The following is a 23,414-nucleotide window of genomic DNA, read 5'->3' on the forward strand; positions in this document are numbered from 1 at the left end:
GCGGTCGCCTGCTGCTCGCGCGACGTCGCCGCGATTTCGGCGACCGACGTCGTCACCTGCAGCGACGACTGCTGCGCGCGCGCGACCAGCTCGGTCAGCTCGTCGGCCATCCGGTTGAAGCCCGTCTCGAGCGTGCCGAATTCATCGCGGCGGCGCAGGTCGAGGCGGCGCGTCAGGTTGCCGGTACGCATCACGTCGTGCACCTCGACGAGCCGCGTCATCGGCACGGTGACGGAACGGTACAGCCCGTAGCCCAGCCCCAGCGCGGACAGCAGCACGATCGCCAGCGCGGTCGCGAGCACGACCTCGGTGTCCTGCACGGATTCGCGGATCAGCTTCGCGGACTGGTCGGCGAACTTGCGGTTCTCCTGCACCAGGATATTCGCGTTGCGCACGACCTCGGCCCATGAAGGCTGCACCTTCGCATAGGCGGCGACGGCCTCTTCGCGCGACACGCGACTCTTCTGCACCGCGTCGTTCAGCAGCGGCAGGTAGCGGTCGAAGGCGCCTCGAAACGTCGCGAAGCGCTGGCGGTCGTCATCGCGGAACGTCGTGTTCTGGTAGTCGACCGACAACGACTCGACCTCCTTGAGCGCCTCGCCGATCTTCGCGAAATCGCGCTGCACGAGTTCGGGATCGGTGTCGACGAACGTCGCCTGCTGCAGCGCCGTGAACGATTCGTTGACCGCGCCGCGCAGCGACGCCGCGAGATAGACGCCGGGCAGCGAATCGCGTTCGATGCTGACGGCTTCGCTGTTGATCGCGCGCAGGCGCTCGTAGGACACGCCGGCCATCACCAGCATCAGCACGAACAGCACGCCGAAGCTGATCAGGATACGGTTGCCGAGCGTCAGCCGGGCGGCGCCGCTCGTCGTGTGCAGGCTTTCATTGGTCGCGCGGGGCGTCACGGTGGCCATGTTCGTTATGGGCTTTCTAAAATCAGCGTTGAAAAAATCCGCGCCCGCCTGCGCGCCGGACGGCGCGCCACGAGCGCATCGGGGTCTGCGGGCAACGCGGCACCGGCGGGCCGCGCCGCGAAATCATCGCTCCGCTTGTGCCGGCAGCCGAAGCGCGACCATGAAGCCGCGCGCCGTATTGCGCATCAGGATCTGGCCGCGATGCCGCGCGGCCGTCGCGCGGACGAACGCAAGCCCGAGGCCGAAGCCGCCGCGCGCCGCGCCATGCGCGGATTCGAGCCGCACGAACGACTCGGTCGCGGCCGTGCGCTGCTCGGGCGCGATGCCGGAGCCGGCGTCCTCGACGCCGATCAGCCAGGCACCGTCGTCGTCGCTCAGCGTGCAATGCACGTCCGTACCGGCCGGGCCGTATTTCAGCGCGTTGTCGATCAGGTTCGCGACCGCGCGCGTGAGCATCATGCGGTCGCCCATCGTCACGCACTCGGTGCCGGGCACGTGGGCAACGACCCGGCTGCCGAATCCGGCCGCCTTCTCCCACAGCTGGTCGACCGCGTCGAGCACGATCTCGTTGAGGCTCAGGACCTCGTGCGCGCGGCGTTCCGACTGCGCGCGGGTCAGGTGGATGAAGCCGTCGGCGAGCGCGAGCGCGCGCCGGGCGTGGCCGGCAATGCGCTCCATGATCGCCGGCATGTCGCCGTGCTCGGTCCGGTAGACCTCGAGCAGCGCGAGAATCGAGGTCTGCGGCGAGCGCATGTCGTGCGACAGGAAATCCAGCGCTTCGTCGCGCTGCCGCGACATCAGGTACGAATTCGAGTGATAGCGGATGCGCGCGGTCAGCTCCATCGCGTCCGGGAGCTTCACGAGATAGTCGTTCGCGCCGGCGATGAATGCCTCGCGCTTGACGATCGGCTCTTCCTTCGCCGACAGCACGATGATCGGCACGCGTGCGGTGTCGGCGTTCGCGCGCCACGCGCGAACGAGGTCGAGGCCGTCGATGTCCGGCATCACGAGATCCTGCAGGATGACCGTCGGCTTCACGTCGCGCGCGACCGCCATCGCCCGGTGTGCGTCGGTGCACACATGCAGGTCGATATCGTGCTCGCTGCGCAGCGCGCGACGGATCACCTCGCCGACGAACGGCTGATCGTCGACGAGCAGAACCGATAGCCCCGATTCGAGACAATCCGGCGCATTTTCACCGCTGGATTCTTTCATAAATACCGTTTCAAACGCCAAATCTCCAATTGATTCTTTCATAGGAGTTGTTTATCCGACTTGGACGCCATCTTAAAACATGGCGGCAGAGAAATCCGCCTGTGTTGCCGATCTGGCCTGTCGGCATTGCCTCGCGGGGATCCGAACGTCGAATTCACCCCGACGACGGTCGCATTACCTCCGCGCGCTTTCTCTCAATAAAGATAACCGGCTGATTCTAAATGAAATTAGAACACAGCATCTATCTCCTTCCGGTTTAGTTTTGCCAAATATGGTGAGAGAGCGGAATTCAGATAAATCAGATCATTTCCTGGCGCGAAAGACGACAACGTTTGCGAAGCCGCCGCCATGAGGTTTGCATGCGCTGCAAGGCCGCCCGTCGAACGTATCGGGGCCGGATTTCGATGCGACGGAATGGGGGAAGGTGGAGAGGAGAAAAGCGCGCGCCGCCACCGGATCGGCCGCGACGCGGCACGCATCGAACGCCGCCGGCCGGCGCCGGTGGCGCAGCAAGGCGGCCGTGCGCTCACGCCCGGCCGCGCGGCCGGTTACCCGCGCGCGTGCTGCGCGGACACTTCCTGCAGGTCGAGATCGCGCTCGACCATGTGCAGCATCTCGTCGTGAATGCGGCCCGTACGATGCAGGCGCAGCAGCTCCGCGCGCCCGGCCTTGATCGCGGCCAGCACGACGTCGTAGTGCGCGACGCGGACCTCCGCCGGATATTCGGGCTCGTTCTTCGCCCGCTCGGTCAGCTCCGCACGATACGTGTATTGCTCCAGCAGGCGCGGATGAATCACGTTGCCGCTGTCGTCGCGCACCAGCGGCTGGATCGCCGCGAGCTGCGCTGCCTCGATATGCGCCCACGTCTGCGGCTCGGTCAGGTGATGCGCGGCGCGCTCTTCGCGTTGCGGCAGGCGCAGCAGCCGGATCAGCGGCCCGATGGTCGTGCCCTGCAGCAGCACGGTGACGAGGATCACCGCGAACGACGCGACCAAGATCACGTCGCGGCCCGGCAGCGCCTCCGGCAACGACAGCGCGATCGCCAGCGTCACGACCCCGCGCATGCCGGCCCAGCTCATGACCGTCGCGGCCTTCCAGTCGGGCGCGCCGCCGCGCCGCACGATCCCGCGCACCGGCCACTTCAGCACCTCGACGGCATAGATCCACACGAAGCGCGATACGATCACGGCCGCCAGCACCGCGAGCACGGCCGGCATCATCGTGGCGAGCACCTGCTCGAAGCCGCCGAGCCGGTGGATCGCGCCGCGCAGCGACAGCCCGATCAGCACGAACACCAGCGCTTCGAGCAGGAACACGATGACCTGCCAGAACGCGGTGCCGCGCGTGCGCACGGCCGCCGAGAACACCTCGTGCTGATGCCAGCCGACGATCATGCCGGTCGTGACCGTCGCGATCACGCCCGACACCTCGGCCATCTCGCCCGCGATGTATGCGATCCAGCCGGCGATCACCGCGACGGTGACCACCAGGTAGTCGTCGTCGAGCAGCTTCAGGAACCACACGACGAGCTTGCCGACCAGGAAGCCGACCACGACGCCGCCGAGCCCGAGTTCCGCGAAACGCACGACCGCGTGCTCGAGGCTGAACGCGCCCGTCAGCGCGGCGGCGACCGCGAAGCGGAACAGCACCAGGCCCGCCGCGTCGTTCAGCAGGCTCTCCCCTTCGAGCAGCACCATCAGACGGCGCGGCAGCGCGACGCGTTCGAGCACCGCCTTCGCGGCCACCGCATCGGGCGGCGACACGATCGCGCCGAGCGCAAAGCACGCGGCCCACGGCAGCGACGGCACGACCCAGTGCACGGCGAAGCCGACCGCGAACGTCGTGAACACCACCGCGCCGATCGCGAGCAGCAGGATGCCGCCCACATTGCGCTTGAACTCTTCCCACACGGTGAAATACGCGCCGTCCATCAGCAGCGGCGGCAGGAACACGAGCAGCACGAGCTCCGGATCGAGGTTGATCGGCGGCAGGCCGGGAATGAACGCGATGCCGATTCCGCCGATCAGCAGCGCGGCCGCTGGCGGCAACCGCAACCGCTTGGCGATGTATTCGAGCGCAACGATCGCGAGGAATGACAACAGAACCAGCTTGAATGCCGAGACGGGGGACATGAATCGACCTCGTGAGGAATGAATGCGCACGCCAGCCGGTGTCGTACCCCGGTTGGCCATTTCGCGCGATTACATCACGATGCGATGCGTGCAGTCGAGCGCGTTCGGCCGGCGCGGCCCGCATTGCCACGACGATGGCGCACGGCGGACATCGCCGCGATCCGTCGGTGTGCGCCGAAACGAAAACGGCACGCGGGCCGGCGCGATGCGCCCGCCCGCGTGCCGTCATGCGGCACCTCTCGCGCTAGCGGCGCCGCACGACCATCAGGCGCGGCTCGGTCATGTCCTCGATCGCGTAGCGGATCCCTTCGCGGCCGAGCCCCGAATCCTTCACGCCGCCATACGGCATGTTGTCGACGCGGAACGACGGCACGTCGTTGATCACGACGCCGCCCACCTCCAGTTCGTCCCATGCGCGCTGCGCATGCGCGAGCGAATCGGTGAACACGCCCGCCTGCAGGCCGAAGTCGCTGTCGTTGACGCGCGCGAGCGCATCGTCGAAGCGCTCGAACTTCTCGAGGATCGCGACCGGACCGAATGCCTCCTTCCGGTAGAGGTCCTGTTCGCGGCCGACGTTTTCCAGCAGCGTCGCCTCGAACATCGCGCCGTCGACCTTGCCGCCCGCGACGATCTTCGCGCCCGCCGCGACGGCCGCATCCATCCAGCCCGACAGGCGGCGCGATTCGGATTCCGAGATCATCGGGCCGACGAACGTCGACGGATCCTTCGGATCGCCCATCTTCAGCGAACGCGTCTTCGCGACCAGCTTGTCGCGCAGCGCGTCGTACAGGTCCGCATGCACGAGGATCCGCTGCACGCCGATACAGCTCTGGCCCGACTGGTAATACGCGCCGAACGCGAGACGCTCGACCACGTAGTCGAGCTGGTCGCGCTGGTCCGCGTCGACGATCGCCGCCGCGTTGCCGCCGAGCTCCAGCACGACTTTCTTCTTGCCGGCCTTCTCCTTCAGCGCCCAGCCCACGGCGGGCGAGCCCGTAAACGACAGCAGCCTGAAGCGCTCGTCGGTCGTGAACAGGTCCGCGCCGTCGCGATGCGCGGGCAACACCGAGAATGCGCCCTTCGGCAGGTCGGTTTCGGCGAGCACCTCGCCGATGATCAGCGCGCCGATCGGCGTGCGGCTCGCGGGTTTCAGCACGAACGGACAGCCAGCGGCCAGCGCCGGTGCGACCTTGTGCGCGGCGAGGTTCAACGGGAAGTTGAACGGCGAGATGAACGAGCACGGGCCGATCGGCACACGCCGCGTATAGCCGGTGTAGCCTTGCGCGCGGGCCGAGATCTCGAGGTTGATCACTTCGCCGTCGATGCGCACCGACTCCTCGGACGCGACGCGGAACGTATCGATCAGCCGCGTCACTTCGCCCTTCGAATCGTTGATCGGCTTGCCGGCCTCGATGCACAGCGCCTCGGCCAGCTCGTCGAAGCGCTCGCGAAAGCGCGCGACACAGTGGTCGAGCACCGCCTGCCGCCTGTAGGCCGGCAACTCGCGCATCGGCTTCGCGGCGTCGACCGCCGCGCCGATGGCCGCATCGATCGCCTTCGCGTCGGCCAGCGCGACGCGGGTCGCGACCTTGCCGCTGAACTTGTCGGTGACTTCTAGATCGGTGTTCGCGTAGACGGCCTCGTTGGCCAGATAGTACGGATAGGTATCCTTCAGCATGGAACGCTCCTTCCGGTGAACGGCGGATTCAGAGTTGCGCCGACAGGCGCTTGATTTCGCGGTTGAGCACGCGCTCGTTGTCCGAATAGTCGATCGGCACGTCGATCACGTGCACGCCCGGCGTCGCGAAGCAGTCGCGCAGCAGCGGCCCGAGATCGTCGGCCGCTTCGACGCGATGCCCGTGCGCGCCGTAACTCTGCGCATACGACACGAAATCGGGGTTCTTCAGCGTCATCGCGAAATCGGGGAAGTTCATGTTTTCCTGCTTCCAGCGGATCATCCCGAACGCATCGTCGCGCAGGATCATCACGACGATGTCGAGCTTCAGCCGCACGGCCGTTTCGAGTTCCTGCGAATTCATCATGAAGCCGCCGTCGCCGCAGACGGCGATCACCTTGCGCTGCGGATGCACGATCTTCGTCGCGATCGCCGACGGCAGGCCGGCGCCCATCGACGCGAGCGCGTTGTCGAGCAGCAGCGAGTTCGGTTCGTGCGCGCGCCAGTAGCGCGCGAACCAGATCTTGTACATCCCGTTGTCGAGACAGACGATCCCGTCGACCGGCAGCGCGTTGTACAGGTCGTTCACGATCCGCACCGGGTACATCGGGAAGCGCGGATCGTGCTGGCCCTTCTCGAGGTGCGCGTCGAAATGCGCCTTGATCATCTTGAAGCGCTCGAAATCCCAGTGCGATTGCGGCGTCACCGCTTCCTTCATCTGCCACACCGCGTTCGCGATGTCGCCGACCACTTCGATCTGCGGGAAGTAGACGGGATCGACCTGCGCGCCGAGGAAGTTCACGTGGATCACGGTCTTGTCGTCCGTGCGCATGAAGAACGGCGGTTTCTCGATCACGTCGTGGCCGACGTTGATGATGCAGTCCGCGTGCTCGATCGCGCGGTGCACGAAGTCGCCGTCGGACAGCGTCGCGTTGCCGAGCCACAGCGGATGCGTTTCGTCGATCACGCCCTTGCCCATCTGCGTCGTGAAGAACGGGATGCCCGTCTTGTCGACGAATTCGAGCAGCATCTTGCAGGTCGTCTTGCGGTTGCCGCCCGCGCCGATCATCAGCAGCGGGTGACGCGCGGCCTGGATCGCGTCGACCGCGTGCGCGACCGCCTTCTCCTCCGCCACCGGCCGCCGGCTGTAGCTGCGCGGAATCGGCTTGCCGTCGCCCTCCTCGTGCGCGATGTCTTCCGGCAGTTCGAGGTGCGCGGCGCCCGGGCGCTCCTCCTCCGCGCGGCGGAACGCCTCGCGCACCGCCGACGGAATGTTGCCGATCGACACGATCTGCCGCGTGAACTTCGTGAGCGGCTGCATCATGTCGACGACGTCGACGATCTGGAAGTGGCCCTGCTTGCTGGACTTGATCGGCTTCTGCCCGGTGATCATCAGCATCGGCATGCCGCCGAGCTGCGCATACGCGGCGGCCGTCACGAAGTTGGTCGCGCCCGGCCCGAGCGTCGCGAGACACACGCCGGTGCGGCCCGTCAGGCGACCGTAGGTGGCGGCCATGAACCCGGCCGCCTGCTCGTGCCGGGTCAGCACGAGCTTGATCTTCGAGCGCCGCAGCGATTCGAGCAGATCGAGGTTTTCCTCGCCGGGAATGCCGAACACGTACTCGACGCCTTCGGCTTCCAGCGCCTTCACGAACAGATCCGATGCTTTCATGGGGGACTCTCGGTTGATGCCGCCTGCCCGGCTTACGGGCGCGCGACGTTCAGAACGCGCGCCGGCCTACGGCACGCGGACGCTTTACCTACTGGACACTGACCACGGCACTGCCCGCCGTGCAACGCACGGCGGCGCCTCCCTGTGCAGGAGGACAAACGGATTCACCCGCGCGCGGCAAGCACGCGCGGGCGGCAAGGACGTTTTTGATTGTAGACGGATTCGCGGAATTCCGACTTCGGCCGAATGGCCGGGTCCGGCCGCGCGAAAGGGTCGGCTGACGGCCAATTCGACCTCAAGCGGCGCGCGCGGCCCTATCGTCGGGGGCAAGCCGATTTCATTCATCGAACATGTGAACCATGGTTTACATACCGAGATCCATGCCCTACAGTGCCCCTACGTTCAGTATCCGGACCACCGATGTCTTCGACGCGTGGTTTGCCGGCCTGCAGGATCGCGTCGCCAGGCGGCGCATCCAGGCCCGCATCGACCGCCTGTCGATGGGCAATCCGGGCGACTGGAAATCCGCCGGCTCGCCCGGTCGTCGAAATGCGTATCGACCACGGCCCCGGTTATCGCGTCCACTACGTCAGGCGCGAAACGATATGGGTGATCCTGCTCTGCGGCGGCGACAAGTCGACGCAACAGGCGGCCATCCGCGCCGCCCACGCGATGCTCGAGCGGCTCGATCTGGAGTAACCGATGGACAAGATCAAGACCCGGCCGTGGGATTCGGCCGAACACCTGAAGACCGACGACGACATGGCCGACTACTTCGAGGCCTGCCTGCGGGAAGCCGGCGACGACCCGGCCTTCATCGCGCATGCGCTCGGCGTGATCGCCCGCGCGCGCGGCATGTCGCAGGTCGCGCGCGACGCGGGCGTGTCGCGCGAAGGGCTGTACAAGGCGCTGTCGCACGACGGCAATCCGAGCTTCGGCACGATCCTGAAGGTGATCAAGGCGCTCGGCCTGCAACTGCACGGCGCGAAAGCGCACGCGTGATGCGGCGGCACACGATGCCGCGCCACATGCTCGACGCTCGGGGCCGCATCAATGCAGCCACTCCGCGGCCCAGCGCGGCACCAGCGACACCAGATACAGCCCGAGCCCGATCAGCCCGCCGACCAGCGTGCCGTTGATGCGGATGTACTGCAGGTCCTTGCCGATGTTCAGCTCGATCTGCCGCGACATCTCGCGCGCATCCCAGTTGCGCACCGTGTCGCGGATGTGACGCATTAGGAAATCCGCGAAATCCGGCGCCATCTCGTGCACGGCCTTCTCGATGTGCTCGTTCAGCGACGCGCGCAGCGCCGGGCTCTCCGCGAGCCGCGCGCCGAGCCAGCCGCCGAGCGTCGCGGCCTGCCGGTGCAGCGTCGAATCGGGCCGTGCGAGATCGGCCTTCAGCCATGCGCGCAACTGGTTCCACAGATCGCGCACGTAGTCGTTGAACGCGTCACCATCGCGGATGTAGCGCTTGATCTCGTCGCCCTTCGCGATGAACGCCGGGTCGTGCTTCAGCCGCTCGGTCAGCCGCACGACCGTGCGGTCGAAGCGCTGCCGAAGCTCGTGTTCGGGATCGGCCGCCACGCCCTCGAGCACGCGGCTCACCGCGCTCGCCAGCATGCGCGCACCGTTCTCGCCGAACCACTGCGTCGGCATGATCTTCTCGATCTTCGGGTATTGCGTCTTCAGCCATTCGACGATGAAGCCCGCGATCACCTCGCGGTTCTCCTCCTTGTCGAGCACGTCGACCACCTGTTCGATCGCGTCGTCGAGAAGCGCCTGGTGGCGGCCGTCCTTCGTCAGCGTGTCGAGGATCGCGCCGGCCGATTGCGACAGGTCGATCCGGTCGATCACCGCGCGGAACGCATCGTGCACGAACGACTGGATCCGCGCGTCGTCGGTCATGTCGAGCGCGAAGCTCATCAGCTTCGTCACGTAGCCGCCGAGCGCGTCGGTGTTCGCGGGCTCGCCGAGCCATGCGCCGAGCTTCCGCGCGGGATCGTGCTGGCGGATCTGCGCGGCGAGCGCGTCGGGGCCGAGGAATTTCTCGCGCACGAACACCGCGAGGTTGTCGGCGATCTTGTCCTTGTTCTTCGGGATGATTTCGGTGTGGCGCGACACGAACGGAATCGGCACGCGGCGGAACAGCGCGACGACCGCGAACCAGTCGGCGAGCGCGCCGACCATCGCAGCCTCGGCCACCGCCTTGAAGCCGTCGACCCACGGGCCGCGCGGCAGCAGGATCGTCGTGACGAATACCGCGACGGCGGCCAGCAGCAACCATAGCGCGCGGCGCTTGCTGCGTTTCAGTTCGAGGGCTTTGTCTGTCGTCATGGGCGACCGGTGCAACGGCAATGCCGCTAATATGCACCGATCGCCGGCCCGCGACAAACCCGAGCGCATTGCGCGCGCCGGGAATGTTGTCCCGAACGGGTTTCCTCCTGCGTTTGAGCGATCCGACGCGAACACGGCCGCCCCGGCCGCATTCGCGCGTTGCTTCAGAGAAACGTCTTCAGGTTCACCGCCGGATCGGCAAGCTTCGCCGGATCGGGCACGGCCCCTGCCGCAATCAACCGCCGCGACGCGCCGATGTCGCGCCCCAGGTTCGCCGCGGCCACCGCGACGATCTTCCCGTCGTCGCCCAGCCCGAACACCGTGAACGGCCCGCTCGCGGGATCGCCGCGCACGACGGTCGTCCGTTCGCTGCCGAACAGCCCGAGCATCTGCAGGTTGCAGTCGTACTGATCGGACCACAGCCACGGCAGCTCGGCATAGGTTTCGTCCGCGCCGAGCAGGTTCGCGGCCGCGACGGCCGGCTGGTTTTCCGCGACCTGCCACGACTCGATCCGTACGTGGCGACCGAGCAGCGGATTGAAGTGCATCGTCACCTCGCCGGCGGCGAAGATCGCGCGATCGGCCGTCCGGCATCCCGCATCGACACGGATCCCGTTGTCGACCTCGAGGCCGGCCGCCTGCGCGAGCTCGACATTGGGCACGACGCCGATCCCGACTACCACGATATCGGCCGGCACGTCGCCGCGATCGGTCTCGACGATCGCGCCGCCGCCCGGGGCGCGGCGAATCGCGCGCGGCAGCGTCGCCATCTGGAAGAGCACGCCGCGCGCGTCATGCAGTTGCCGCGCATACGCGCCGACGACTTCCGGCAACGCACGCTGCAGCAGGCGCGCAGCCGGGTCGATCACCGTCACGTCGCAACCGAGCTGGCGCGCCGCGGCCGCCACTTCGAGGCCGATGAAGCCGCCGCCGAGCACCGCCACGCGACGCCCCGGCGCGAGCTGCGCGCGCAACGCACGCGCGTCGGCCACGGTGCGCACGTAATGCGGGACGACGCCTTCGTCGACCGGCCCGCCGAACGCACGCACGCGCGAACCGGTCGCGAGCACGAGCCGCGTGTACGGCACCGTCGCATCGTTATCGAGCCGCACACGCTGCGCGGCGCGGTCGATCGCGTCGACGCGCGAGCCGAGCCGCAACTCGATGCGCTGCGCGTCGTACCACGCGGCGTCGCGGATGAACGCGCGCTGCTCGCCGCCGTCCGACAGCAGCGCGTCCTTCGACAGCGCGGGCCGGTCGTACGGCAGCTCGCGCTCCGCGCCGATCATCACGATGCGTGCGTCGGCGTCGCGCGCGCGCAGCGCCTCGGCCGTACGCCGCGCCGCGTGGCCGGCGCCGACGATCACGAACGGGTCAACCGACATTGACTTCCACCTGCCCGTCGACGATCCGGATCGGATAGGTCCGCACCGGCTCGGTGATCGGCGCGCATTTCGGCGCACCCGTGCGAATGTCGATCAGCCCCTGGTGCAGCGGGCATTCGACGCAGCCGTCTTCCACATAGCCTTCGGACAAGCGCGCGTGACCATGCGAACAGAGGTCATGCATCGCGAACAGTTCGTCGCCGATCCGGAACACCGCGATCGGCTTCTGGCCGGCGACGCGTGCCGCCGGTTCGTCTTCGGAGAATTCGTCGAATGTGCCCAGCGGGTGCCATTCGGCGAGCGTTGCTTCGGTCATGTCGTTTCCTTGGCTGTCGGATCGGTCAGATCGGGGTGGCGAGCAGCGTCTGCACGCGCGACGTGTCGTAGATCACGCGCTTGGTCTTGTAGCGCAGCCCGTCGGGCGTGCGCACGACCGTGTCGTAATACTTGCCGGCCTGGTACACGTTCGATTCGCCGTTGCTGCGCGTCTGCACGACCACGTAGTTGCTCTCGGTGTCGATCTCGCCGTCGCGTTCGGCGACGATCGTGAGGCCCGACGTCATGTGCCGGTACGTGTGCTCTTCGAAGATGTTCGCGTGCCGCAGCGACACCACGCGGTCGCGCAGCATCCGCTGGTTCGTGCAGTGGACGATCCCGACCGGCAGCCCGAGATCCGCGTTCTCCTTCGGCACGATCTCGTACGTGCAGTCCTCGGTGAACATCTCCGGCCAGCGTTCGAGCCGGTCGTTGTCGAGGTGGCCGATGTAGCGGTTCTGGAGCATGTAAATCTCGAACCACGTCTTCATGTCTTCCGTCAGGTTTTCCATCGTTCCGCGCTCCCGCTTCAATAGCCCATCAGCTTCTGATAACCGACCCAGAACTTGCGGATCAGGCTTTCGGTGATCACCGTGTCCTGCTGGTCAGGGTTGCCGCGCGACATCTCGATCACCGACGTCGCATCGGCGTCGCGCACCGTGCCACGCTGCACGAGTTCGGTCGCCTCCGTGTCCTCCATCGAGATGTAGCCGGCCGGCCCGACGAGGTTCGCCTGCTTGATGCGCAGCGCGCGCAGCTCGGGCGTGTCGTCCGCATAGCCGAAGAAGTGGAAGATCAGCTCGAAGTTGTCCGGCCCCTTCGGCAGGATCTGGCGCGCGACCAGCGTGTTGTGGATCTGCTGGATCACGAGCTGCGGGAAGATCGGCTGGATGTGGTTCGTGCAGTCCTCGTCGTATTCCGACACGAGATCGAGGATCGACTCGTCTTCGAGATGGAAACCCTCGTCGAACGAGCGGATGTTCTGCTGCTTGTACGCGGCCGACGTGTCGTCGCCCGTCTTCGTCACCGTGATGATGCTGTGCAGCCCGTGGTTCGCATCGGGAATCGAGCGCGCCTTCATCCCGACGCGGAAGATGTTGAAGGTCGTATGGAACAGGTGCAGCATGCTCGCGTGATACGGATCCTTCACGTTCTCCATGTACAGCTTCCAGTTCGACTTCGAATACTGGCGCGTGCAGCCGAGATACTCGATCGGCTTGTGGAAGATCCGGTCGATCCACGGACGCATCTGCTCGCCCAGGTATTCGGGCAGCGGCGCCACGTCGTCGCTGAAGGTTGCGAACACGAGCCCGCGATAGCTGTCGACGCGCAGCTTGCGCAGCCCGTGCTGCTTCGGGTCGAAGTCGGCCGGCATCCCGGTCATCCCCTTCTGGCCGCGCCGGAACGGCACGCCGAGCAGGTTGCCCTGGTTGTCGAAGCTCCACTGGTGGTAGACGCACGTGTGCGAGCTCGCGTTGCCGCGCGACTTGCGGCAGACCTGCGCGCCGCGGTGCGCGCAGCGGTTCACCCAGGCTGACAGCGTGCCGTCCTCGGTGCGCGTGACGACGACCGGCGTATCGCCGACGAACGTGCTCTTGAAGTCGCCGGCGTTCGGGATTTCCGCTTCCAGCGCGACGAAATTCCAGGTCGGCCCGCGGAAGATGCGTTCCTGCTCGCGATCGTAGACCGCGCGCGAGCTGAACACCTTGTACGGCACGCGCGAACCGTCTTCGTGCGGAAAGCGCACATCGGACGCGTCGTCACGCGTGGCGAATACGACGGGCGATTCTGTCTGCTCCATGTCGGACTCCTTGTGGTTCCGTTTCGTTGATTCGATGGAGCCGATTTTTGAAAAGCTAATATTCGGCGTCTATCCGGAAAGTGTGATTGCGGCGGCGCAATATCCACTTTCGGCGGATTTCTGCGCTAGCATGGCGACACACGCGACCCGGCGCACGATCGCGACCCATTCGTCGGATCGAAGCGCGCGTCCACACCAAGGCCGATGCCCATGTCCCCAACGTCGTTCGAGCCGCTTGCGCTGCGCGCGCACCGGCTGTTCGAATCCCGCGATCTCGACGAGACGCGCGAGCGGATCTCGCGCGTGATGCAGCCGCACGCGCTGCTGCCGAGCGGGCGCGTGCAAGGCGCATCGCATATGGATTTCGTCCGGCTCGGCGGCCTCGGGATCGGCACCATCGCGTTCGGCGACGCGATGCGCGTGCAGGTCGACGCCGTCGACGGCTATTACCTGCTGATGTTCTGCCTGTCCGGGCAGGCGGAAGTCCACGCGATGGGGCGCCGGCTCGGCGTCGACGGGCAGACGGGCGTGCTGTGCGCGCCCGGCGAGCGCTTCGACGCGGTGCTCTCCGCCGACTGCGAGCAGTTCGTGCTGCGCATCGATGCCGCGACCGTCGGCTCGCTGACCGGCGATCCGCGCGCGATGCTCGACCCCGTGCTGCACATCAGCGATGCCGCGCTCGCCGCGTGGCGCCAGCAGCTGATGCTCGTCGCCCGCTCGCCCGAGCTGCTCGAACGTGCGAATGCCAACCCGCGCGTCGCGTCGCAGCTCGAGCACCTGCTGATCGATCTGCTGATCGAAGGCCACCCGCCGTCGGTACCGAGCGCGCGCCTCGATCCCGCGCCGGGGTTCGTGCGGCGCGCGCAGGAGTTCGTGAACGCGCACTACGCGCAACCGCTGCAGCTCGCCGATATCGTCCAGGCCGCCAACGTGCCGGAGCGGACGCTGCGCGACGCCTTCCTGCAGTTCCGCGGGATGAGCCCGATGCAATACCTGCGCGCGACGCGGCTCGAGCATGCGCGGGAGTTGCTGCGCGGGTCGGCGTCCAAGCGACGGATCGCCGATATCGCGCTCGATTGCGGGTTCACGCACCTCGGGCGGTTCGCGATCGCGTACCGGGAGAAATTCGGCGAATCGCCGTCGGAGACGCTCGACGGGATGCGGTAGGCGGGTGCCGGGCTTGTCGGGCTTGTCGGGCTCGGCTGCCTTGCTGCCTTAGCGCCTTAGCGCCTTACCGGCCTTATCGGCTCGCTCCGCGCCTGCATCTACGGCAAATGACATCGCATCGCGATGCCCTCTCCGCATTTGGCGTAGCGTGATGAAATTGACCGTTAGTTGCAATCGATACGGAAACGACCGGCCCTACGCCGCCGGCGCGATCATCGCCCGCGCGATCGCGCAGAACGCGGTCGTCGCGGCGCTTTCGCCATGCAGCCGGCGGCTCATGATGATCGGCGACGTCGCCGTGGGTTCCGGCAGCCGCCGGTAGACGACGCCCTTCACGCGCACGCCTTCCACGCTTTCCGGCACCAGCGACACGCCCACCTGCGCGGCGACGAGCCCAAGCGCCGTCTGCAGTTCGCGCACCTCGTGCACGGCCGCGGGCACGAGCGCGCCGTCGCGCAGCGCGGACAACTGCTGGTCCGCGAAGCTCGGCCGCGGCGTGCTCGGATAGACGATCAGCGTCTCGTTCGCGATGTCCGCGAGCGTCAGCGGCCGGTCCGGATCGGCGAGCGGATGGCCGACCGGCAGCGCCGCGATCAGCTTTTCCTCGATCAGCGCCTCGCGCACGAGCTGGTCGTCGTCGAAGCGCAGGCGGCCGAACCCGACGTCGATCCGCCCGCCCTTCAGCGCGCCGAGTTGCTCGAGCGTGAACATTTCGATCAACGACAGCTCGACGTCCGGCTGCGCCTCGCGAAACGCGCGGATCACGTCCGGCAGCGCGCCATAGAGCGTCGACGGCACGAAGCCGATCACGATCCGCTCCGACAATTGCGCGAGCCGCCGCGTCAGCGGGCCGAGCTCGTCGGCCTGTTCGACGACCCGCGTCGCCTGCGCATAGAACACGCGGCCCGCGTCGGTCAGTTTCAGCGGCCGCGCGCCGCGCTCGAACAGCGGCAGCCCGACCTCGTCCTCGATCGCCTGGAGCTGGCGGCTCAGCGGCGGCTGCGTCATGTGCAGCCGCTCCGCGGCCCGCGTGATGTTCATTTCCTCCGCGACGGCGATGAAGTAGCGGAGCTGGCGCAATTCCATTTCATGCCTCAAAGGTATGGAAGTAGTCGGAAAGAGTGTTGGACGACGCCGGGCGGGAATTCCTACCATGTGCACCAACAGGAGGAATCGCATGATAGCAACTGCCGCCACCATCGAACGCATCGACACGCTGCTCGTCGACGTGCCGACGATTCGGCCCCACAAACTGTCGGTCGCCACGATGAATTGCCAGACCCTCGTACTGGTCCGCGTTCGATGCACGGACGGTATCGAAGGCGTCGGCGAGGCGACCACGATCGGCGGGCTCGCGTATGGCGAGGAGAGCCCCGAGAGCATCAAGGTCAACATCGACACCTACTTCGCGCCGCTGCTGCAAGGCATGGACGCGACGCGTCCGGGCGCTGCGATGGCGCGTGCGCGCAAGCTGTTCCAGGGCAACCGGTTCGCGAAGTGCGCGCTCGAAACCGCGCTGTTCGATGCGCAGGCGCGCCGCCTCGGCGTGCCGCTGTCCGAGTTGTTCGGCGGCCGCACGACCGACGCGGTCGACGTCGCGTGGACGCTCGCGAGCGGCGACACGCAGCGCGACATCGCGGAAGCCGAAGCGATGCTCGACGCACGCCGCCATCGCGCATTCAAGCTGAAGATCGGCTCGAACGCGGTCGACGACGACGTCGCGCACGTGATCGCGATCAAGCGCGCGCTCGGCGAGCGCGGCGACGTGCGCGTCGACGTGAACCAGGCCTGGACCGAAACCGACGCGATCCGCGCCGGCGCACGACTCGCGGACGCCGGCGTGAGCCTCGTCGAGCAGCCGATCGCCGCAACCAATCGCGCGGGGCTGAAACGCCTCACGCAGCTCGCGCACATTCCGATCATGGCCGACGAGGCGCTGCACGGCCCCGTCGATGCGTTCGCGCTCGCACAGGACCGCGCGGCCGACGTGTTCGCGGTGAAGATCGCGCAGTCGGGCGGCCTGCTCGGCGCGGCGAGCGTCGCATCGATCGCGTCGGCGGCCGGCATCGACCTGTACGGCGGCACGATGCTCGAAGGCGCGGCCGGCACGATGGCGTCCGCGCAACTGTTCAGCACGTTCGGCTCGCTGAAATGGGGCACCGAGCTGTTCGGCCCGCTGCTGCTCACCGAGGAAATCCTCGTCGAGCCGCTGCGCTACCAGGATTTCAAGCTGCACCTGCCGGCGACACCCGGCCTCGGCATCACCTTCGACTGGGCCCGCATCGAACGGATGCGACGCGACGCCCGCTGATCCCGCACGACACGACAACCGAAACCGGAGACACAGATGAACAAGCAAGCCATCGACGCCCTGCTGAAAACCTTCGACGACGCCGCGGAAAAGCCCGGCAACCCGCGCGTGCGCGCGATCGTCAACCGGATCGTGAAGGACCTCTGCTACACGATCGAGGATTTCGACGTGCAGCCGAGCGAGTTCTGGACCGCGCTCAACTACCTGAACGAAGCCGGCCGTGAATTCGGGCTGATCGCCGCGGGCCTCGGCCTCGAGCGCTTCCTCGACGTGCGGATGGACGAGGCCGAGGAGAAGGCCGGCTTCCACGGCGGCACGCCGCGTACGATCGAAGGGCCGCTGTATGTCGCGGGCGCACCGGAATCGGTCGGCCATGCGCGTCTCGACGACGGCACCGATCCGGGCCAGACGCTGATCATGCGCGGCCAGGTGCTCGGCCAGGACGGCACGCCGCTCGCGAATGCGCTCGTCGAGGTATGGCACGCGAACCATCTGGGCAACTACTCGTACTTCGATCAGTCGCAGCCGGCGTTCAACCTGCGCCGCTCGATCCGTACCGACGCCGAGGGCCGCTACAGCTTCCGCAGCGTGCTGCCGGTCGGCTACAGCGTGCCGCCGGGCAGCAAGACCGAGCAACTGCTCGACCAGCTCGGCCGCCACGGCCATCGTCCGGCGCACATCCACTTCTTCGTTTCCGCGGACGGATATCGTAAGCTGACGACGCAGATCAACATCGAAGGCGATCCGCATATCTGGGACGACTTCGCATTCGCGACCCGCGAAGGGCTGATCCCGAAGATCAGGCAGGCCGAGGGTGCGGAAGGCAAGCCGTATGGCGTCGACGGGCAGTTCGCGCTGATCGACTTCGATTTCTCGCTGCTCAAGGACAAGCAGGACGTGCCGGCGAGCGAAGTCGAACGGGTGCGGGCGCAGGCCTGAGCGGCCGTCCCGTTCGCCGAATCGACAACAAGGAGCGCAGGATGCTGTTTCATGTGGAAATGACCGTCCGCCTGCCGGCGGACATGGATCCGGTCAAGGCGGCCACGCTGAAGGCCGAAGAGAAGGCGATGTGCCAGCGGCTGATGAACGAAGGCGTCTGGCGGCATCTGTGGCGGATCGCGGGGAAGTATGCGAACGTCAGTATTTTCGACGTCGAAAGCGTGCAGCAGCTGCACGACCTGTTGAGTCAGCTGCCGTTGTTTCCGTATATGGAGATGGAAGTGCGGGCGCTGTGCCGGCATCCTTCTTCGGTGCGGGAAGATGATCGGTAACTCCCGCTGAGGCCCATATGCCGGCTACCCGGCATATGGGCCCGCGCCGGGCGGAGTGTCGCAGCGATGCATGTGCGCCCGCATTTCGGACGTGTGCCCGATCGACATCAACTCTCCAGTACCATCTCCGCAGCTCATCGGGAAGACGCAGACTTCGCGACTTCTCCTGCCATCTGCAGTCCGTTCAGCGACAGATCCATTCGGAGCGGCTTATCGGGGTCGAGCTTCTTTTTCTCGATCACCCGCTTCCAGTCTCCCGACGCTCCTGGGACGCGGTACAACGCAACGACCGCCACATACTTCGTCTCGCGTTGCATGGGCTGCGACAAACTCGACGACGCGCCCGGATTCACGACCGTTGAAATATCTGCTTGCAGATCCTGTGCGAGAACGGTCCGATCGTTCTTCAACAGGTTCTCATATGTTGCTTCATCGAACATCTTGCGATCCTTCAACTGATACACGCGAACCGCCACCGATGTCGCTCGCCCCGCCTCGTCCGGATTCAGTGAAGCCCGTGCAGTGAAATCGACATTCAGCACCTTCACCTGTTTGAAAAACACCGCACGATAGGCGTTCGACGATGCATCCGAGACGGACTGCCAGGCGCCGCAGCCCGACAGAAGCAATGCTGCGGCAACGGTTGCCACGCTCATTCGTTTGAACATGAAGACTCCGGAGTCAGATTGTGCGTGGCACAAGATGCGGGTTCGATTGGGGCGTCGGAAACGCTTCGTAGATGCCGAGCGCGATATCGATCATGCGGGCGTCCGGCGACGGCAATACCGTGGTCCAGCCAAGACGCGGCGCAGAATCTGCACGCCCGGCCCCGACAACCGGACTCGGAATGAAACGGGACGACACTTCCAATCGCAAATGCACATCGGCTTTCACGCCGACATACAACCGAATGAACGCCATCAACTCGCGGTGCAGCGCCGCACCCGGCAACAAATCGTGTGCTTGCTGCACATCGACGGGTTGCAGCGTCACTCGCACGGCCCGGCTTCGATACGCGATGCGCCTGCCGAGCACGTAACCACAGCCGAGACCGATGCGCCGGACATCGCGAGACTCGACGACGCCCGGACTCGACGACGTCAGCGGCCTCGGCTGACCGGCGCTCGTCGTCACAGCCCAGAACTCGTCGACACGAACACTGACGCGGGGCGCGGCCAGCGCGATGACGCCGGCCAGCCCTTCTGACGTCCGCGTGCGCTGAATCAGGAGACCGAGCAACGCGAGCATTCGCGATGCCGGCAAGCCGGCCCGCAATGGCTTGTCGCCCCATCCGAATCCTGCGAGACACAGCAAGCTCCGGGAATAATCGTCGACACCGCCGGCCTGAAAACGCTCGGGATAGCGGTACTTCTTCCACGCTCGATACAACAGCGTCGCGATGCGATGATTGAACGGGTCGAGAAATGCCTCGACAGCTTCGTGCCCCTCTTCGCGCAGCGCGATCTCGTCGATCGTATGCGACGGCATCGCCGCATCGACCCCGTACAACCCCATGAATGTCGTGCGGATGGTCGGCGGCGCATCGCAATCCTCGTCGTCGATCTCGACCGCCGCCACCTCACCGGCCGGAAAGCCCAGGCGAGGACGCGGCCGGAATCGCACCGGCTCATGTTCCGGCGTATCGCGCGTGCCGAATCCTGGCGTGTCGGGATTACACACTTCCATCAGCCGACAGAACTGCATGAAGCTCATCTTCGGCGCACTCGCCAGCAGGGCCCCGACAATTGCCGGAAGCTCCTGTACATCGGTCGCTTCGACACCCGCCCGATTGAATGACCGTCTCATAATGCCGCCCTCTGCACCTTGCCGCGCGGCCACTCCGTCCGAAGCTGCGACGGCAGGCTAACGATCGCCAACTTCGTAAACAGGTTGATTTCCGCGTACGCCTCGAAGAACCGGTGCAGCAATTCCCCGAACAGCATCACGTCGCCTTCTCCGGAAAAAGCGTGCGAGTCGAGCGTGACCTCGATCAGCACGCCTCGCTCGACCGCGCCGCCCGACACCTCCTCGATCAGTTCCTGCGACACATGCAGAATGCCCGCGAGCCGTCGACGGTTCAGCTCGTCGCAGGTCCAGTCGTAAAGCGCCAGGGCGCCGCGCAGCACTTCCGCGTTCATCATCGACAGGAAGTTCGGCGCCAGATGCGACAGCACGCGCCACTGGAAGCGATCCTCCGTCGGCGGATACAGCGGCAACGTCGGCGACACCAGATTGCGTACGCCGGCGACGCTCTGCGTGCTGACCGCGATCTCGTTGAGACTTGCCTCGCGCAATCCCTTGCGCGGCAGCATCCCGTTCGTGCCGGTCACGCGCAAGGACAGGCTTTCTTCGGGAAGCGTGCCCATCGTTTCCCACGCATGGCCGCCAAGAATCACCCATGTTTCATGCAGGCCTGACATACCGGGACGCACCCGCGTGTGGAAATAACGCTCCGGCGCTTCGTGCCGAAGCATGCCACCGCGGTGGCGGAACGTGGCGAACGGCACATATTCGTATCGCTCGGCCGTGTCGTGATCGAATGTCGCGATCGCGTCGACCGAGTACGTCTCGACATGTTCGCCCTGATGGCCGGCCGGCACGACGCGATATTCGGTTTCGTGGTAGTCGATCTCGATCGGCTCCGCGTCAAGTTCGAACAGGTTGATGACCAGTGTACAGAACAGTCGGAGGTTCTCGGCACTGAAACGCTGATCCGACGGATACGCATGCTTCAGCACGATTTCCAGCTCGAAACGGGTGGCGCTTTCCGGGAGCTGCGTGATGTCGAGCCCACACAGGTCGACAAACAGAAACTTCTCGCGAAACGTGAAGTACTCGAGCAACAGCTGATACCCGGAAAATGCCGCGTCGGCCTTGGGCCACAGACGCTCTTCCGTGGAGAAGCCCGCGGGCTCGATGGCCACGCCCGCGAGCGGCACCGGTTCACCGTCGCGAACTTCCGGGATGCGCCAGTGGATCGCGTCAACCTGCCGCGTGAGCGCTAGATGCATCGCGAATGCGGTCGGCAAATCCGCATTCAAATGCAAACGCAGGCGCGACAGGTTCGTCTCGTTGCGGAGTGCGGATCCTTCCAACGCGAAGCCGATCCTGATCACCGACCGGCCGTCATGGCGCGTGGCAGGACCGGCGTGGGTAATCGCAACCGGCTGAAGCGCGACGGGTTGCGTGGTCCGGTACAAGCACTGGATCGTTCGTGGCGCCGAACCGTCGACACCGCCCGGCGACAGGACATTGATCGGTGCCGACCTGACGGGTGCGCCGGGCGGCACCACTTCAGTCTTCTGCAGTTTCTCCGCGAACGGCGTCAGCTCCACTATCGACAGCGACGGAATCATCCGCAGATAGTGCGGCCACAGCAGGCTGACGAGCCCCTCGGTGAGTTCGGGCAATTCGTCGTCGAGTTTTTGTCGAAGCCGGCCGGTCAGAAACGCGAATCCTTCGAAGAGCCGCTCGACATACGGATCGCGATCGCCTACGCGATCGAGATTGAGCAGGCGCGCACGATCGGGGTGTGCCTTCGCGAACTCCTTGCCGGATTCGCGCAAATAGCGCATTTCCGCTTCGTAGTAGCGCAGGATGGAATCGTTGTTGTCCATGAGAATCCGTTATGAAAGGGTCAACGCGCGCGCGGGATCGAGTACGGTCAGTTCGGCCTGCAGTTCCGCAACACGACGCATGAGCGCCGGTTTGTCGGCGTCCTTGCGGCTGCTCATCGCCTTCAATGCCTTGACGAGTTGCTGCTTGACTTCGAACGTCAGCGCCGGCTCCCAGCGCATCAGCGGCATCGATCGAGTCGACGCATCGAGCTCGGCAAGCAGCGCGAGCGCCGCATCCGGACGGCCGGCATGATCGGCCAGCCGCGCCATTACGAGCCGCTGCAAGTAGCGATGCCGATCGGTTTTCATGCCGGGTAGCGCTTCAAGCCATGCGAAGGCCGTCTCGATACCTTCGCGCGCGGCCAGTTCGCGCGCCTGGGTCTCGATTTCAGGCCAGTCGCCGGTGGCATCGCCGTCGCTATCCGCGGAGATCGGCAGCGGCGCCACCGTCTCGCCCGCCTCCAGGTCGCGCACGACCGCGTGCCGGGCAATCCATTCGAGCGTCGTATCGTCGGCGAACGGCGTGCCGTCGCTGAATGCAAGTCGTTCGATACCCGGCAACCGTTCGAGAAACAGCGCGAAGTCGGCACGCAGCAGTTCACGCCACGCGCTGTAAGGCGTGCCGACGTGATCGAGCGCGACATGCTGGAAGTACTGCAGATCGAACCACAGGTGATTCACGCCTTCCATGAACGCACCCTCGACACGCTCCAGCAACTCGTGCCAGTGCTTTTGCAGCACAAGGCGCTTCATCTGCTGGCGCAACTCGGCGCGCGGCGGAGCCAGACGCGTATGCGACGCGGCATCCGCCGGCGGCACGTCGTGCAAGGTGTCCCAGCGAACGCTGCGCACGAGGCGCACCGACGGCAAGTAGCCGTTTTCCTGATCACGCACCCACGCCGACATCGCACGCGCCTGATCGAGCAGGTCGCGCGCCGACGCGATCGCCCCGCTCGACGCTGGAACCGAAGCAATCTTTTGCGGAGGGACCACGCCCGAATTCACGCCGCGAGTTGGCTCCTCCTTGCGCTCGAAACGGGCAACCAGCGGCTGTAAATTGGGACGCGCGGCTTCCGGCCAGTTTCCCGTTTGTTCGACGAGCATATCGAGCGCGGCAAGCGCACGTTCCAGATCGGCAGGCGCGAAGTCGCCGCGGCTGTCCAGCGTCTCGATCAAGCGCGACGTCGCCAGCATGTCCAGCGCCGCCCGCTTCGCCTCGGCCCGCGCGGGCAGTACGGCCTCGCCGAACCGGTCGACGAGCGAAGCGGCCAGTTCGAGTCCGTCGGCGAAGCCGGCCGGACCGTCCTGCCGCAGCCTCGCAAACGTGTAGTAACCGACCAGACGCAGATCTTTCCCGGTTTCCTTGAGCAACTGCTCGCAGCTGTGGACGATCAGTCCGTCGTCGATTCCCGACAGCCTGTTCGCCTCGTCCTTCAGTTCGAAGAACGCATCCTCGTAGCCCGGATCGCGGCCGCACGCGTGCTCCCCGGGTATCGGAACCAGCCATGCCGCCCAGGTGGCCTGTCGGGATGCCTGCAGCGAATCGACGCGCGGACCGCCGACGAGTGTCTTTACAAAATTGGCAAGCGTCATGGCAAG

At 66.0% G+C, this 23,414-nt stretch carries 20 protein-coding genes and 1 pseudogene; 6 read left to right on the plus strand and 15 right to left on the minus strand.

The window, feature by feature from the left end:
• The 5 genes from DIE16_RS19120 to DIE16_RS19145 all read right to left on the minus strand — a co-directional run.
• Positions 1-917 (minus strand): methyl-accepting chemotaxis protein (locus tag DIE16_RS19120; RefSeq protein WP_148091649.1); only part of this gene is annotated, 917 nt, incomplete at its 3' end.
• Positions 918-1,040: 123 nt separating this feature from the next.
• Positions 1,041-2,174, minus strand: coding sequence for a hybrid sensor histidine kinase/response regulator (locus DIE16_RS19130; RefSeq protein ID WP_044847544.1), 1,134 nt, complete (start codon positions 2,172-2,174; stop codon positions 1,041-1,043).
• 506 nt (positions 2,175-2,680) lie between these two features.
• The gene (locus tag DIE16_RS19135; RefSeq protein WP_044847545.1) at positions 2,681-4,264 is read right to left on the minus strand and encodes a Na+/H+ antiporter; all 1,584 of its coding nucleotides are present in this window, start codon (positions 4,262-4,264) and stop codon (positions 2,681-2,683) included.
• Positions 4,265-4,508: 244 nt separating this feature from the next.
• Positions 4,509-5,942, minus strand: a complete 1,434-nt coding sequence (locus tag DIE16_RS19140) for an aldehyde dehydrogenase family protein (RefSeq protein ID WP_044847546.1) — start codon at positions 5,940-5,942, stop codon at positions 4,509-4,511.
• 28 nt (positions 5,943-5,970) lie between these two features.
• The gene (locus DIE16_RS19145; RefSeq protein WP_044847547.1) at positions 5,971-7,611 is read right to left on the minus strand and encodes an acetolactate synthase large subunit; all 1,641 of its coding nucleotides are present in this window, start codon (positions 7,609-7,611) and stop codon (positions 5,971-5,973) included.
• A 380-nt stretch (positions 7,612-7,991) separates the two neighbouring features.
• On the opposite strand from DIE16_RS19145, the pseudogene DIE16_RS19155 reads away from it, so the two are divergent.
• Positions 7,992-8,310: pseudogene (locus DIE16_RS19155) on the plus strand (type II toxin-antitoxin system RelE/ParE family toxin).
• 3 nt (positions 8,311-8,313) lie between these two features.
• On the plus strand, positions 8,314-8,613 hold the full coding sequence (locus DIE16_RS19160) for an addiction module antidote protein (protein WP_124893182.1): 300 nt from the start codon (positions 8,314-8,316) through the stop codon (positions 8,611-8,613).
• Positions 8,614-8,661: 48 nt separating this feature from the next.
• On the opposite strand, the gene DIE16_RS19165 is transcribed toward DIE16_RS19160, so the two are convergent.
• The 5 genes from DIE16_RS19165 to andAc form a co-directional block, all read right to left on the minus strand.
• Positions 8,662-9,948 carry a DUF445 domain-containing protein gene (locus DIE16_RS19165; RefSeq protein WP_124893184.1) on the minus strand — a complete coding sequence of 429 codons (1,287 nt, stop codon included), beginning with the start codon at positions 9,946-9,948 and terminating at the stop codon, positions 8,662-8,664.
• A gap of 164 nt (positions 9,949-10,112) precedes the next feature.
• Positions 10,113-11,333 carry an anthranilate 1,2-dioxygenase system ferredoxin--NAD(+) reductase gene (gene andAa, locus DIE16_RS19170; RefSeq protein WP_124893186.1) on the minus strand — a complete coding sequence of 407 codons (1,221 nt, stop codon included), beginning with the start codon at positions 11,331-11,333 and terminating at the stop codon, positions 10,113-10,115.
• Positions 11,323-11,649, minus strand: coding sequence for an anthranilate 1,2-dioxygenase ferredoxin subunit AndAb (gene andAb / locus DIE16_RS19175; RefSeq protein WP_044847551.1), 327 nt, complete (start codon positions 11,647-11,649; stop codon positions 11,323-11,325). Before andAb ends, andAa begins: the two co-directional genes overlap by 11 nt.
• 25 nt (positions 11,650-11,674) lie before the next feature.
• Positions 11,675-12,160 carry an anthranilate 1,2-dioxygenase small subunit AndAd gene (andAd, locus tag DIE16_RS19180; RefSeq protein ID WP_044847552.1) on the minus strand — a complete coding sequence of 162 codons (486 nt, stop codon included), beginning with the start codon at positions 12,158-12,160 and terminating at the stop codon, positions 11,675-11,677.
• A 17-nt stretch (positions 12,161-12,177) separates the two neighbouring features.
• Positions 12,178-13,449: an anthranilate 1,2-dioxygenase large subunit AndAc gene (gene andAc, locus DIE16_RS19185; protein WP_044847583.1), complete on the minus strand. Its 1,272-nt coding sequence runs from the start codon at positions 13,447-13,449 to the stop codon at positions 12,178-12,180.
• Between the two features lie 210 nt (positions 13,450-13,659).
• Here andAc and andR point away from each other — a divergent pair, with 210 nt between their 5' ends.
• Positions 13,660-14,616 carry an anthranilate 1,2-dioxygenase regulatory protein AndR gene (gene andR / locus DIE16_RS19190; protein ID WP_124488772.1) on the plus strand — a complete coding sequence of 319 codons (957 nt, stop codon included), beginning with the start codon at positions 13,660-13,662 and terminating at the stop codon, positions 14,614-14,616.
• 195 nt (positions 14,617-14,811) lie between these two features.
• Here the strand turns inward: andR and DIE16_RS19195 are convergent, their stop codons facing one another.
• The gene (locus DIE16_RS19195; RefSeq protein WP_044847554.1) at positions 14,812-15,702 is read right to left on the minus strand and encodes a LysR family transcriptional regulator; all 891 of its coding nucleotides are present in this window, start codon (positions 15,700-15,702) and stop codon (positions 14,812-14,814) included.
• 91 nt (positions 15,703-15,793) lie between these two features.
• On the opposite strand from DIE16_RS19195, the gene DIE16_RS19200 reads away from it, so the two are divergent.
• From DIE16_RS19200 to catC, 3 genes are read left to right on the plus strand one after another with little or no spacing between them, the layout of a single operon-like run.
• Complete coding sequence (locus tag DIE16_RS19200; protein ID WP_124893188.1) at positions 15,794-16,927, plus strand: muconate/chloromuconate family cycloisomerase; 1,134 nt, start codon at positions 15,794-15,796, stop codon at positions 16,925-16,927.
• Between the two features lie 36 nt (positions 16,928-16,963).
• Complete coding sequence (gene catA / locus DIE16_RS19205; protein WP_044847556.1) at positions 16,964-17,866, plus strand: catechol 1,2-dioxygenase; 903 nt, start codon at positions 16,964-16,966, stop codon at positions 17,864-17,866.
• A gap of 41 nt (positions 17,867-17,907) precedes the next feature.
• Positions 17,908-18,198 carry a muconolactone Delta-isomerase gene (gene catC, locus DIE16_RS19210; protein ID WP_044847557.1) on the plus strand — a complete coding sequence of 97 codons (291 nt, stop codon included), beginning with the start codon at positions 17,908-17,910 and terminating at the stop codon, positions 18,196-18,198.
• A gap of 134 nt (positions 18,199-18,332) precedes the next feature.
• Here catC and tssJ read toward each other — a convergent pair whose 3' ends face one another.
• The 4 genes from tssJ to tssA are packed head-to-tail and all read right to left on the minus strand — an operon-like array spanning position 18,333 to position 23,408.
• Positions 18,333-18,866, minus strand: coding sequence for a type VI secretion system lipoprotein TssJ (gene tssJ / locus DIE16_RS19215; protein WP_124893190.1), 534 nt, complete (start codon positions 18,864-18,866; stop codon positions 18,333-18,335).
• Between the two features lie 13 nt (positions 18,867-18,879).
• Positions 18,880-20,037 (minus strand): type VI secretion system baseplate subunit TssG, encoded by a 1,158-nt coding sequence (gene tssG / locus DIE16_RS19220; protein ID WP_409364458.1) that lies wholly within the window; start codon positions 20,035-20,037, stop codon positions 18,880-18,882.
• Positions 20,001-21,815 carry a type VI secretion system baseplate subunit TssF gene (gene tssF / locus DIE16_RS19225; protein WP_124893194.1) on the minus strand — a complete coding sequence of 605 codons (1,815 nt, stop codon included), beginning with the start codon at positions 21,813-21,815 and terminating at the stop codon, positions 20,001-20,003. Before tssF ends, tssG begins: the two co-directional genes overlap by 37 nt.
• Positions 21,816-21,824: 9 nt before the next feature.
• Positions 21,825-23,408, minus strand: a complete 1,584-nt coding sequence (gene tssA, locus DIE16_RS19230) for a type VI secretion system protein TssA (protein ID WP_124893196.1) — start codon at positions 23,406-23,408, stop codon at positions 21,825-21,827.
• Between the last annotated feature and the right edge of the window lie 6 nt (positions 23,409-23,414).

Source organism: Burkholderia sp. Bp9090, assembly GCF_003857985.1.
Lineage (GTDB): Bacteria > Pseudomonadota > Gammaproteobacteria > Burkholderiales > Burkholderiaceae > Burkholderia.